This window comes from Agarivorans sp. Alg241-V36 (assembly GCF_900537085.1).
Taxonomy (GTDB): domain Bacteria; phylum Pseudomonadota; class Gammaproteobacteria; order Enterobacterales; family Celerinatantimonadaceae; genus Agarivorans.
In genome coordinates this window covers 1-12,855 of sequence record NZ_UNRE01000005.1, presented here as the reverse complement: position 1 = coordinate 12,855, position 12,855 = coordinate 1, and the positions used below count along the sequence as shown (strand labels likewise).

The 12,855-nt window shown below is 44.6% G+C and carries 11 protein-coding genes and 2 rRNA genes; 3 read left to right on the top strand and 10 right to left on the bottom strand.

Annotated features, from left to right (window positions below):
• Positions 1–21: 21 nt before the first annotated feature.
• From G6R11_RS12075 to G6R11_RS12065, 3 genes are read left to right on the top strand one after another with little or no spacing between them, the layout of a single operon-like run.
• Positions 22–1,455: a cache domain-containing protein gene (locus tag G6R11_RS12075; RefSeq protein WP_163133334.1), complete on the top strand. Its 1,434-nt coding sequence runs from the start codon at positions 22–24 to the stop codon at positions 1,453–1,455.
• Complete coding sequence (locus tag G6R11_RS12070) at positions 1,452–2,075, top strand: response regulator transcription factor (RefSeq protein WP_163133333.1); 624 nt, start codon at positions 1,452–1,454, stop codon at positions 2,073–2,075. The genes G6R11_RS12075 and G6R11_RS12070 overlap by 4 nt, the downstream gene beginning before the upstream one ends.
• Before the next feature lie 22 nt (positions 2,076–2,097).
• A complete protein-coding gene (locus G6R11_RS12065; protein ID WP_163133332.1) occupies positions 2,098–2,283 on the top strand; it encodes a hypothetical protein in 186 nt (61 codons plus the stop codon).
• A 150-nt stretch (positions 2,284–2,433) separates the two neighbouring features.
• Here G6R11_RS12065 and G6R11_RS21895 read toward each other — a convergent pair whose 3' ends face one another.
• The 10 genes from G6R11_RS21895 to G6R11_RS12010 all read right to left on the bottom strand — a co-directional run.
• Entirely contained in the window at positions 2,434–2,520 is an 87-nt protein-coding gene (locus G6R11_RS21895; RefSeq protein WP_255494616.1) for a DUF2789 family protein, read from the bottom strand.
• 62 nt (positions 2,521–2,582) lie between these two features.
• Positions 2,583–2,813, bottom strand: coding sequence for a DUF2789 domain-containing protein (locus G6R11_RS21890; RefSeq protein ID WP_163133687.1), 231 nt, complete (start codon positions 2,811–2,813; stop codon positions 2,583–2,585).
• Positions 2,814–2,851: 38 nt separating this feature from the next.
• Positions 2,852–3,829 (bottom strand): D-cysteine desulfhydrase family protein, encoded by a 978-nt coding sequence (locus tag G6R11_RS12045; RefSeq protein WP_163133331.1) that lies wholly within the window; start codon positions 3,827–3,829, stop codon positions 2,852–2,854.
• Positions 3,830–3,886: 57 nt separating this feature from the next.
• On the bottom strand, positions 3,887–5,566 hold the full coding sequence (locus tag G6R11_RS12040) for a DUF342 domain-containing protein (protein ID WP_163133330.1): 1,680 nt from the start codon (positions 5,564–5,566) through the stop codon (positions 3,887–3,889).
• A gap of 295 nt (positions 5,567–5,861) precedes the next feature.
• Complete coding sequence (locus G6R11_RS12035) at positions 5,862–8,414, bottom strand: S8 family peptidase (RefSeq protein ID WP_163133329.1); 2,553 nt, start codon at positions 8,412–8,414, stop codon at positions 5,862–5,864.
• Positions 8,415–8,578: 164 nt separating this feature from the next.
• Positions 8,579–9,238, bottom strand: a complete 660-nt coding sequence (locus tag G6R11_RS12030) for a hypothetical protein (protein WP_163133328.1) — start codon at positions 9,236–9,238, stop codon at positions 8,579–8,581.
• Positions 9,239–9,259: 21 nt separating this feature from the next.
• Positions 9,260–10,471: a flagellar assembly protein T N-terminal domain-containing protein gene (locus G6R11_RS12025; protein ID WP_240352460.1), complete on the bottom strand. Its 1,212-nt coding sequence runs from the start codon at positions 10,469–10,471 to the stop codon at positions 9,260–9,262.
• Positions 10,472–10,481: 10 nt separating this feature from the next.
• Positions 10,482–11,240 carry a flagellar basal body L-ring protein FlgH gene (locus G6R11_RS12020; RefSeq protein ID WP_163133327.1) on the bottom strand — a complete coding sequence of 253 codons (759 nt, stop codon included), beginning with the start codon at positions 11,238–11,240 and terminating at the stop codon, positions 10,482–10,484.
• Positions 11,241–12,039: 799 nt separating this feature from the next.
• Positions 12,040–12,155, bottom strand: a 5S ribosomal RNA gene (gene rrf, locus G6R11_RS12015).
• Positions 12,156–12,266: 111 nt separating this feature from the next.
• A 23S ribosomal RNA gene (locus tag G6R11_RS12010) occupies positions 12,267–12,855 on the bottom strand; the annotation flags it as partial.

Genomic DNA, 12,855 nt, shown 5'->3' with positions numbered 1-12,855 from the left:
TCTTTGTTAGGCCGTCACGAGATGTGGTCCCTCAAGTTCAAAATTATCCTGTTATCTATTGTTCCTTTGCTTTGTGTTACCGCATTAATTGCCACCTTGGTTTTTAAGCAATCGTCCATTCTCACCGAGCAGCAATTAGCGCTAATTAAAGAAAACATCATGCGCAGTAAAACCCTAGAGCTGCAAAACCACATTGACCAAGCTTTTGCCAGCATTCGAGATATTTACGAACCCGCATCTGCCGATGATGAGCAAGCCAAGCAACAGGTAAGAGAATTGCTCAATCGTTTACGGTTTGCCGAAGACGGCTACTTTTTTGCCTACACTCTTAAAGGCGTTAACTTGGTTCACCCGATTCAGCCTGAATTAGTGGGCGAGAACTTATGGGACTTCAAAGACTCTGAAGGCACTTACCTTATTCAAGATTTAATCGCACAAGCTAAAGCCGGCGGCGGTTTTAGTAACTATTTGTGGGAAAAACCCAGCACCGGAAAGCGCACTAAAAAACTGGGTTACGTAGTGATGCTAGATAAATGGCAATGGATGTTTGGCACTGGGGTGTACTTAGATGATGTAGATGTAGAGCTGGCCAAGCTTGAAGCGCAAACTCAAGACAACATTAATCGCACCTTTATTTGGCTATTTATTATCACCACCATTTCAGGGATTTTAATTGCCTTTTTGGGGGCATCGTTAAACATTTCAGAGCATAAGCTGGCGGATAAGAAACTCAAAGAACTCACCCAGCGGATTATTGATTCACAAGAACAAGAACGCCAACGGGTATCTCGCGAGCTACATGACGGTATTAATCAGCTGTTAGTATCCATTAAGTATCGCTTAGAAAGCGCCACAGAATGCAACAGCACCCCTAGTTCGGTGAGCGACAGTCTCAACCAAGGGTTACACACCATTAACGAGGCAATTGGTGAGATACGCCGTATTTCAAAAGACCTACGCCCCAGCGTATTGGACGACTTAGGTTTAGCCGCCGCATTGGGAGGTTTTTGCCAAGAATTTGAACACCGTACAGGAATAGATGTGTTTTTAGAGTGCGACATTGATAATCTAAACCTACCATCTACTGTAGAAACAACCTTCTATCGAATTACTCAAGAAGCATTACAAAATGTAGAGAAACACGCGCAAGCAGATACGGTAGACATAGTGCTAAGCCAGCAAGCCAGATTGTTGGTGATGAAGATTAGGGATAATGGCACTGGTTTTGTAATGGGTAAAAAGGTGCGACGCCACTCGATTAAAGAGCTTACCCGACGGCCTGAGCTGGCCAGCAGCGGTTTAGGTTTACGAAACATCTTTGAACGTATTGCCCACATCGACGGCCAAGTAGATGTAGATAGCAAATTAGGAGAAGGGACGCTGATCACCATAAAAGTGCCACTACATGAAGTAGAGAAAACCATCCCCAATGCGATTCAAGAGCAAACGGTATGACCTCAATTTTATTGGTAGACGATCACCCCTTGGTACAAGACGGCCTCAAGATGCGCTTAGAAGCTAACCCGAGCTTTTCCGTAGTAGGTACCGCCGCCGACGGAGAGCAAGCGCTTACCATGGCGCAGCAACTAAACCCCGACATTGTATTAACCGACATCAATATGCCTAAGTTAAACGGCATTCAGCTATTAGAAGCACTGGCTGAGCAAAGCCCCACTAGCAAGGTCGTTATGCTAAGCATGCACGACAATAAAGAGTACGTACAAAATGCCATGCGCAATGGCGCTAAAGGTTACTTGCTCAAAGACATTGCTTCGAGTGAGCTCATTAGCGCCCTAGAGGCGATTGCCAACGGCGGGCGCTACATTAGCGCTGGCGTGTCTAAGCTATTGTTTGATAACGAACCAAGCGCGAGCAAGGCCAGTTTAACCAAACGCGAACAACAGGTATTACGTTTATTAGCCACCGGTTGTGGCAATAAGAAAATCGCCGATAGCCTGTCGATAAGCATTCGAACCGTAGAAACACATACTTTAAAGATTCGTAGAAAGCTGGAATTAGATAGCAGTGCAGCAATGATTAAATACGCCATAGAGCACTATGGTAGCGATAATTAATTAAGCACTTAAAGGGGCAAGTTTGAATCAATCCGTTAAAATAAAACCGCAATTTGTAGAGCCACCTGCCAATAAACGGCCCAAGCAACAGGTTCATTTTGTGAGTGGCTCTTGTAAGGCCACCGCCAGTAATACACTTGCGTGTGATTTTACCGCCACCCTAGCGCTGGCTTTACGCTGCCTAGAAAAACACAAAGAGCACGGCTGAACACTAGTGCAATATTACGCCTAGTTGATCGACACGCTCCGCCCGATCCGCATCCTGTTCTACAGCTTCCAGTAAAAAAGCAGACTGGATCTTGGCTTAGCTGTCCAGAAATAGCCTTTTTAGAAACTATTGTTCCAATGCCAATAATTGCTAACGCAGCATGACATCCAGTTGGTCTACAAGCTCTGCCCAATCAGCATCCTGCTCTACGGCTTCCAGTAAGAAGGCAGATTGGATCTTGGCTTAGCTGTCCAAAAATCGCCTTTTTAAAAACCATTTCTCCACAATGCCAATAATTGCTAGCGCAGCATGACATCCAGTTGGTCTACAAGCTCTGCCCAATCTGCATCTTGCTCTACGGCTTCCAGTAAAAAAGCTGACTGAGTTGGCGTCCAGAAGTCAGCTTGATGCAATGGCACTTCACCCGGTATTGGCGCATGTTCTGCCACAAACTCTGCGATGGCATTAATAGAAGGATCTAAACCTAGTTGGGCGAATAAATCACTTAAAGTATGAATAGCCGATTCCATCACTTACTCTCCTATCTCTATATTTAGATTAATCAGAATTACGATAACAAATCGTTAGCATAAGCAAATAATGCAGGTGTTCCACCGGTGTGCCAAAACAACAGTTTTTGATCCGAGCTATAAGCACCTTGACGCACTCTAGCAATTAAGCCCGCCATAGCTTTAGCCGTATAAACCGGATCTAACAAAATGCCTTCGGTTTCAGCCAGTAGCATAATTGCTTCGCGCTCTGCATCACCAATGATGCCGTATCCTTCACCGAGGTAGTTGTCATCCAAACAAACCTCATCAGCCGTAAAACTCTTATCCAAGGCAAATTGCTTAGCAGCGCTATTGGCTAGGTCTACAATGCTTTGATTAAAGGTTTGCTGCTTATGGTTTGCCTTGTCGATATTTATGCCACGCAAACTTAGTTCTAAACCGAGCTCGGCCTTTGCCAACATTAAGCCAGCGTGGGTTGCGCCTGAGCTGGAGGCAAACACGATTTCATCCAAGCCTTCAATTTGCTGCTGCAACTCATGTAGCGCGGCGGTAAAACCTAAGCAGCCAATGGCGTCAGAGCCTCCGTAGGGAACAACATATGGTTGCATACCTTTCTGCTTGAGTTGCTGCGCTAGCTCGTCAATGCCTTCGCCTTTACGCTGCTGACCCGCCCAAATAATGCTTGCCCCAAACAACTTGTCTAACAGCACATTGCCTTGAGCTAATTCTGGTGCGCTGCCACCCAACAACAGATAGCAAGGTAAATTAAGCTTAGCCGCGGCAGCCGCCGTTTGGCGGCAATGATTAGATTGAGCTGCGCCTGCGGTAATGATGCAGTCGGCTTTTTGCTGCAGCGCGTCCCCCAACAAATACTCCAGCTTACGCACCTTGTTGCCGCCCAAGGCTAGACCGCTCAAGTCATCGCGTTTTATATAGATTTTCGGACCGGCAAGATGCGCAGACAGGTTGCTTAATGAGTGAACAGGAGTGGGAAAGAAGCCTAAAGATTGCCTAGGCTGATGTTGCCAATTCATGCTATTTCCCTTTTGTTGGATTAACCTTACTTAAGCCGTTAAAAGGAAAAAGAGCAACTATTTTTTTCCTGGTGTTAAAGGCGTGAAGGTAATTTTCCCGCCTTCGTATTTAGTTTCTGTGGGGCCATATTCGCGATTGGTAAACAGCTTGTGGCCAACAATATCTAAGCGAACATTGGGATGAAGCTCTTTCTTAACCGTAAGCCTTGCATTAGAAAAGAACTGATCTTCCATCTGCTGGTTGTAGTCCAAGGCAAAGTCTATTTGCACCAACTCTTGGCGAGTATGATGCAAAGTTGCTGAAAGCTTGTCAGCCATGCCCTCTTCGCGATCTTCTTGCTTGGTTGAGCCCAATTTCATCTGAGCATCTAACACTTTACTTAGCTTATCGTGCAAGGTGTGCTTGATGTTGTTTAAGCTGCGACGCTCTTCTTGAATATCGTCAAAGTCACCCGAAATAGTAATTTGTGTAGCAGTACCTGCAGTTGCACCAAGTACCACAGCGGTAATTTCTCCGCCAGCATCAATGGTTCCGCCCACCAAGGTGCCACGAAGACCACTGGCATCACTTACAGTCACTTTGCCGTCGGATTCTATTTTACTGTGCAGCAATTGGCTGGTAATGGTGACATCTTTACCTGCATCAATATGTGAGTACTGAACAAAAGTAGCGTGTAGTTCGCCTTTCGCATTAATGGTGCACGAGTAGTTTTCGTCACCTTCCATCAAGCGATGGCCAATAACCCCTTTGCCAACAACCACATCTCCACCGGCGGTAATATTGGCCGACTCAACAAAGCCATTAATGTGCACATCACCAGAAGCTTTTACTTTCATGCCGTCGCCAACATTGCCGGTAATTAGCACACTACCGGCAAAATCAACGTGCCCATAGCTAACGTCGACACTCTTAATCGATAAGACATCGTCGACTTTCATGCCATTTTCTATTTCGAGCGGTAAGCCGGTTCTATCAGCCAACAATAAGTTTGCATCATCAACGGCAATTTTTGTGCCTTCGCCTACAGTGAAAGGAATTTCGTGCCCTTGCTTAAAAGGCAACTCTTCGCCACAAACATTTTTACCTGCCTGACCGTGAGTATGCGGGTGTCGACGCATTAGCTCTACGTCTGGCTCAACTGTCTCTAAATTACCTAAGTCGCGCATGTCCACTCGACCATCTTCGGTTTCTTTAGGTTTAAGCAAACGCTCTTTAGGGGTTGCAACAAAACGCTCGAAGCGGCTGTCTTCTCCGTCGACAGATTGACGACCAAGTGCAACAACTTTTTTAATTTTCACTCCGGGATTGGCTTGTTTTGCAGCGGTTAACAGGGCCAAAGCACGTTGCTTTTGCAAACCAAATAACACACCAGCCTCTTGCATGGCACTCACTAAATCCCCTTGTGAAATGGGATTACCACCATAAGCTGCAGTAATGGTAGCGCGCGCCACCATTTTGTCTTCGGCAACATCGATGGTCACTTCGGCATTACGAATGTTGGCTAACTTAACAAAAGTTTGTCCCCATTGTTCAATCAGATCTGGTGATTCTCGCAATTCAGCAAACTTGGCAACCGCGTCATCAATGGCTTCTTCATCCACTAAGTAATCGCCAAAGTCTGAACGCAGAATTAAGGCTTTCACATCGCTTACACTTACGTGCGACTCTTGAGGTGTAATCTCAATTAATGCCGCTAATTTATCTTGGGATAAACGTAAACAACCTAACTCCAGCATTCATACCCCTTAATTCGGTCCCTAACTACTTATTCTACACTTGCTCAAGACAGCGCTTTCAAATTCATTATGCCTTGCTGCAGGTTGTTAACCAATACTAGCCTAAGCTTTAGTTTTCAAGTAATTGAGCTGGATCTGACTTTATGCAAGTTAGCCTTGTTAAAGCCATATTATGAAACAAAATTTCACAACTAGCTTATCAATTATCTAAATTGTATGACAAGAATCGCAGTTATATTTACACCGCCAATACCCTAATGATTTTAGGATATTAGCGGTGATAAATGTAGAAATGTTATTTTTTAGAGAAACTAAGCGGTAAAGCCAAGTTACTAAAGTCTTCTGTGACAATAGGTTCAACACTTAAACTTAAACCATTTACGTTGGCACTTACCTCTACCGGAGTAATGTTATTTCGCACCGGATAGGCTCCACACAATTCGCCTTCATCACAAATAATATCGTCGTTATCAAGGTCGGTAGTAACGTACAAATGGTAACTTCCTGTCGAAACTTGAGAGAAGTTGAAGTTAAATACGCCATTGCTCATTGAAGATGACTGGATATACTTCTGTTCACCGGTTTCACTGTCTAACAGCAATATATAGACAAGTCCGTTATCACTGGCCTGTTGAGTAGACACCACCATAGACACCGCCACAATATGTTGCGAGCTGTCTGAACCAGTAATAGTAATATCAGCGCTGTAGTTACCGTCACTTAAACCATCGCGATTAACCTCAACAGTATAGGCCCCTAAACCGCTACCATCAGTCGCGCTAGAATCTACTGTTAACCAAGCCGCTTGTTCTTCTACTCGAGTAACGGTAAGCGCATTCGGACCAATTGATTGAATGGTAAAACTTGCTTCACTTTCCAATGCACTTAAGCTGATTTGGCTAATGTTTAAACTCAAATAGCTGCGATCTGGGTCAATCTCATCTAACTGGCTTTGCACTGCTTTTTCAGCGTTAAACAAGCCATAGCCAAAAGAAGAATCTCTACCACTGCTACCAATGTCATCACTTAACTTGCCGTTTGCCAGTAAGGCTAAAAAGCTTGCGGTATTCAGCTGCGGGTTAATCTGCTTCATCAATGCTACGCCACCTGCAACATGAGGCGCAGCCATACTGGTGCCATTTAGATTTTGATAGCTGGCGCTTAAACTACTGCCATTTTCGTTAACATAGGTGCTGTAAACACCATCACCATAACCATCGCCATTTAAGTCGACGCTGCTATTACCACCAGGTGCCGCTATATCAATATAGTCGCCGTAGTTAGAGTAACTGGTGAGTTGTTTTCGTGCATCTACAGCACTGACACCAATCACGTTGTCAAAAGCGGCAGGGTAAGTAGGTTTTGATGTACTCTCGTTACCGGCAGCAGCAACAACAATAATTCCTTGGTTAATAGCGCTTTGGACTGCGCTATTAAACACTGAGTCATTAAAACTAGAGCCTAGGCTCATATTAATAATATCTGCGGCTCTATTTGGTAAACTACCAGACGAATTACTTAAACTAGCAGCGTATAGCACCGCTTGGCTAATATCAAAAGTAGTACCACCACCAAAACCTAATACTCGCAAATTCATAATCTTGGCATCCGGTGCTACACCCGCGACACCCACTGAGTTATTGGTTTGAGCAGCAACAGTGCCCGCAACGTGAGTTCCATGCCAGGAAGAACTACCATTGGGGTTACTTTTATCACCTGGGTCTTCCGGGTCGCTGTCAATTCCATCGCCATCTAAAGAGATCTCAGTGCTAGAAATAAAATCCATGCCGTCATTGGTCAGCTGGGCATTCAAATCTGGATGACTTTGGAATATCCCAGTATCAAGCACAGCTACCACTACATCACTAATCGATTGCCCCTGCATGGCTTGCCAAGCAGCGCTTAACCCAATTTGTTCATAGTGCCATTGTCGTTCTACAAATGGGTCGTTAGAAAGCGCACTGGCTTGATACAAGTAGTTTGGCGTAACTACATCGTTACCTAAGCGATACTTCATTTCTTTAATTTTGAGTAACGTTTGCTTTTTAGCCTTATACTCTGCTGTTGAATTTGAGTTTACCGTTTTAGATGTATTAAGATTCGCCGCCAATGCTACAGCAGTACTTTCTTCAACACGGTACAGACTCATACCTGGACCGTTCACGATAGGGGATAGCCCGTAATCAGATTCACTGGTGGCTCTGAATTGTGGCTGACTATGTTGAATAACTATTTCATCAATCACAAATTCGTGCTGGGTACTTAGATTAGAGCTCTCAGGTAAATTCTGCTGGTTTTGGTCTATGAGGCGTAAAGTATAAGCACCATTGGACCTAACTTGAGTCCCCCCCGAATATGCATAAACTTTTATATAGTAACTACCAGTTTCTTCAACCGTTATAAGCTCTGTTTTGCGGTCACCAACGGAACTTATCACTTCTTCTTCCGTATCAACTTTAATCAACGCTAAGTCGAAATCGTTGTCGGATTGAATTCCGGCCCAATCTGCGATTTCTAAAAATAAAGTCTGCCCAGACTCCAAATTGACACGATATATATCTTCAGAGTCATTTAGGTTTGCGAATCTATCACCGCTAACACCAGTAAAATGGCTCGCTAAATAGCCGCTAACCACTGCGATAGGGGGTATTACTTGAGCCCTTGAATAAGAATTATTAGAGACATAAAGTGCATTGGGGTCATTCACGTCGCTGTCGACCACCGTATTGGTAAGTACATTAGCTACGCCACTTACCGTATATCTTGCGCTATCATCCTCCCCACCCGAACCGCCTCCGCCACAAGCCAGCAAAATGGTGCTAAGTAATACCGCGACTATCGCCTTCATATAATCCCTTACATCTACTTTTTAGCGCTGTATATATTCTACGCATTATATAATCACAATTATATTAGGCTTATGTAAAGAAAGTGAAAATTTTACCAAGTCTGTTGGATATTGTAGAGGTGAAACAAGTAACTTAAGCAAAGCGCTCAAGTTACTTAGCTATCTTACGTAGTTGCCTTATTTTGCTTTAGTAGTTCATCATTTTTGGGGGCATTTTCGGCATCGAGGATTGCCTTAGGAATAGCCCCTTTAGTTGGCACACTCTTGCCCTCTTGGCTAACACCGGTTGCGGCACTACCATTTTGGCTTGCAGCGGCAACTTGTTGGCTTCCTTCAGCAACAATATCTGCACTGGCTAAAGCTGCTTGTTCAGCAAGTTCAGCTGCAGTTGGCAGAACCTGCGTAGCACTTGGATCTCCCGACATGCCTGCGACTAACGCAGCAGCAATACCTTGGCCTAACTCAGTAAATTGATTTTCAATATCGGCACGCAATACACTTTGCAATAAATCGGTACCGGCTAGGCCTGCCGCCACTGGGTTGCCAGAGGCTAAGCCCATGCCTATGTTCATTGCAGCGGGGGCAACGTCCATAATGCCTACATCTACCGTACCCTCGGATTTATCGTCAGTACTAGCATTTGTCGCCAGCGTTTCAATACTTGGTTGCTTATCGCTATTTGGGCTTAAAGCATCTTGTAGTTTTTGAGTAAAACTACTTTCCGATTTTACTTCACTGGGCTGTTGCTTATTCACTTCAATCAAGTTGGGTTTATAATCCAAGCTGTTGGTTGCAAGTGGAGTGTTACTATAAGAAGTTGTCATATTCTTCTCCTTTGCTGCTAATTATTGAGTGTTTTCATCGATAGCGAATGGATCATTAGTCACCGCCACTAATACGTCGCGAATTTGTATGTTAGCCATATCGGAGTAGCGCTCTGTTGCTAATACCGCGCGGTCAGATTGAACCGACACTACCTTTAATTGGGTTTGGTCTGCGTTAAATATCGGACCACGAAGCCCGCCATCTAAGTGCATTAAATATTGCTGCCTAACCAGTTCAAACTTGTCGCCTTTACGCACCCCATTTGTCTGACCGATGTTAATTACCACCTGTCCGTTATAAAGCCCCACCACCGTTGCTAAACTTTGGCGGCAGTACAAAGCGTCTTCAACGTCACTAACCGATTGATCGATGTAGGAATCAATCAATTTTCCATATTCTGAAGACCAAAATGTTTCGCCAGTTACGTCCAGCTTCATCGTCACATCGAAAGGCCATTCGCGGTTAGAGCCGTAACTTTTACGCAGAATAGTCTCGCCATTAATGCCGTCAATAACGTAGAGCTTTACTTGATAGTTGCGCAACTTAACGGAGCTTCTGATACCGAGCAGGTTGGTGCTAGTTTCGTTGTAACTCGACATATCGTTAATTTTGCCAAACAAAATGTATTGCACGTCGTATTGCTGGGATAAGCTACGCGCAACTTTAAGCATCTGCGGCTCAATGTCATTGGCATAGCGCCCATCAAAGGCAATTTGGCGTGTCATTAAGTGCCGAGCATCAACCCGTTTGCTCTTTGATTTAAAGCGGTGGAATAAACGCTGGGAAACCTCTTCGGGCGTTCGATAAACCCCACCAAGTTGGGCGTGTTCTCGCTTTTGCAATTGAAAGGGGCCAACGAACAAGGTTTTGGCATAACTGTCTTTTTCACAGGTATTTAAAGGAAATATGTCAGCCGCCACTTTAACCGTCATTTGGTCATCTATGATGGTTTCAACCAACAGCTTCATGTCATACACTTCACCATTAGTTCGCACCGTTAGCTCATCGGTTTCCAGCACCCCTGATTTTACCACTTGCAGTGATTTAACACTGGCACCACCGCGATACATAAGGGTTAATAAGGCATCTTGAATTGCTTGCTGGCGAGCTTGGTCAACTTGACCGTCGATGATTTTAGCTTGGCCTTCACCCTCTAACCAAATGGCATAACTTGGTAAGACACTTCCCGCTAACATCACCACACAAGTACATATTCTAAAAAACTTAGACATCGTTAGCGTCCTATAGTGGCCACATACTTCCACCTAGGAACGACGACAGCCACCCCTGTGTTTGTACATCAGCGTGATCACCGGTACCGCTAAATTCGATGCGAGCATCAGCGACCTGAAAAGAACCAATTGAGTTGTCTTCGCCAACATCTAATGGCCGCACAATACCGGTAAAGCGCATGTATTCTTTACCATTGTTGATAACCAACCACTTTTCACCACGTACCACCAAATTGCCGTTGTTCAGGATATCAACCACCGAGACCGTGATTCTGCCCGATAACCTATGGCGTTGGTCGGCATCAGATGAGCCATCAAAATCTTGCTTTTGCTTCATTTCAAGCTCAACAACTTGTCCGTTAATGGTTAGGTTTCCACCTGGCACAGTAATCGGTTCGAGTTTATAACTATTCTCTTTACCCAGGTTTGAGCTAGCCGATTTAGTCGCGGTAGCTTCTTCTTCTAATAGAACGGTGATGGTATCCCCAAGAGAGAAAGGCGGGGTATAGCTATACAGACTACGCGAGGTATTGGCATTAAACATAGAGCCAGTCACAATCACTTGGTCAGCCGCAGGACTCGGCTCAATAGGCGCATAAAAAGGATCGTCGGGGATTGGTGAGCGGCTATCGGTACTCACAGTTACTTGGCGTTGATTGCGATCTTCACGTTCTTGTACGTTATCCGCAACTTCTTCCACACCATCTACAATCGACGAACATGCTGATAGCAACAACACGCTGCACAGCATCAATACTCTGGTAATCATTGGTCTATTCCTACTTACGTTAGTTTCCGTTTACCGTTCTCTCTCCACTTGCTTTAACCTAGGCCCGAGCTTTTTTATCTCGTTTATTGTAATTAGCCACCTAAGAAAGCCCTAGGTAACAAATAGCAAAGCAAATGCCACTAACGTCAGTAGAAACATATCCTTACGATAATCTACCTGACAAAATTTCTACCCAACCGACAACAATCCGTCGTTTTTGCCGCATTTGGCTGAGCCATGCCAATAAAGCAAATTAAATGCCAATAAATTAAACAAAACCAGTTGTTTATAATGTTTATATAAAAATATCTAAATTTTAGTTTAAGCCTGCCGACAAAAGTCTTAACCCGGGCTAAAGTTGTTTTTTAGTCGATTTGTCGGCACAATTTACCCAAAACCGGATAAAAACTGCCTTTAATAAAAAGCTTTATGGCAAGCCTTGCCTCTCTCCAGCAGACTATTTCAGTCGGCGCAGTTCAGTTCTGTCACCAAAAATCTAAGTAAAACATCACTCTACAAAGATCTACTTCCATTACCTGTAGCAATACTAAAAATGATTAATCTAAAATCAGATCACTTAGTGATTTCTATATAGCGAAAAATAAACAACAAACAGAATCGTATGAAAAGAAGCTTGAAAGCGAGAATTAGAGCCATCGAGCCTAGACCTGCAGGCCTTAATTGAGGGTTGAGAATAGATGTTGAATAAAGGATAAGTGACGAAAGTGGTTTGTTAGTGAGGTGATAATCCGCAGGCAATAAAAAAGCCCTCGTCATATGACGAGGGCTTAGTATGAGAGCCTGGCAGTGACCTACTTTCACATGGGGAAGCCCCACACTATCATCGGCGCAGTTGCGTTTCACTTCTGAGTTCGGCATGGAGTCAGGTGGGTCCACAACGCTATTGCCACCAGGCAAAAACTGTTGTCTTTAACATTCGAAAAAGCTGAAAATATCTCATGAGTACTAACAAGTATTCATGGTTTCTAAATAAGGTATCTATAAGCAACACCCTTTAGGTGTTGTATGGTTAAGCCTCACGGGTAATTAGTACAAGTTAGCTCAATGCCTCACAGCACTTACACACCTTGCCTATCAACGTTGTAGTCTCCAACGGCCCTTCAGAGGACTTAAAGTCCTAGTGAGAATTAATCTCGAGGCCTGCTTCCCGCTTAGATGCTTTCAGCGGTTATCAGTTCCGAACGTAGCTACTGGGCAATGCTATTGGCATAACAACCCAAACACCAGCGGTTCGTCCACTCCGGTCCTCTCGTACTAGGAGCAGCTCCCCTCAATTCTCAAACGCCCACGGCAGATAGGGACCGAACTGTCTCACGACGTTCTAAACCCAGCTCGCGTACCACTTTAAATGGCGAACAGCCATACCCTTGGGACCGACTTCAGCCCCAGGATGTGATGAGCCGACATCGAGGTGCCAAACACCGCCGTCGATATGAACTCTTGGGCGGTATCAGCCTGYTATCCCCGGAGTACCTTTTAACCGTTGAGCGATGGACCTTCCATACAGAAACACCGGATCACTATGACCTACTTTCGTACCTGCTCGACGAGCCTGTCTAGCTGTTAAGCTGGCTTTTGCCATTGCACTAACCGT

Coding starts and splice junctions, on each gene's coding strand:
- G6R11_RS12075 (WP_163133334.1), top strand. CDS start 22: ATGTGGTCCCTCAAGTTCAAAATTATCCTGTTATCTATTGTTCCTTTG.
- G6R11_RS12070 (WP_163133333.1), top strand. CDS start 1,452: ATGACCTCAATTTTATTGGTAGACGATCACCCCTTGGTACAAGACGGC.
- G6R11_RS21890 (WP_163133687.1), bottom strand. CDS start 2,813: ATGGAATCGGCTATTCATACTTTAAGTGATTTATTCGCCCAACTAGGT.
- G6R11_RS12045 (WP_163133331.1), bottom strand. CDS start 3,829: ATGAATTGGCAACATCAGCCTAGGCAATCTTTAGGCTTCTTTCCCACT.
- G6R11_RS12040 (WP_163133330.1), bottom strand. CDS start 5,566: ATGCTGGAGTTAGGTTGTTTACGTTTATCCCAAGATAAATTAGCGGCA.
- G6R11_RS12035 (WP_163133329.1), bottom strand. CDS start 8,414: ATGAAGGCGATAGTCGCGGTATTACTTAGCACCATTTTGCTGGCTTGT.
- G6R11_RS12030 (WP_163133328.1), bottom strand. CDS start 9,238: ATGACAACTTCTTATAGTAACACTCCACTTGCAACCAACAGCTTGGAT.
- G6R11_RS12025 (WP_240352460.1), bottom strand. CDS start 10,471: ATGTCTAAGTTTTTTAGAATATGTACTTGTGTGGTGATGTTAGCGGGA.
- G6R11_RS12020 (WP_163133327.1), bottom strand. CDS start 11,240: ATGATTACCAGAGTATTGATGCTGTGCAGCGTGTTGTTGCTATCAGCA.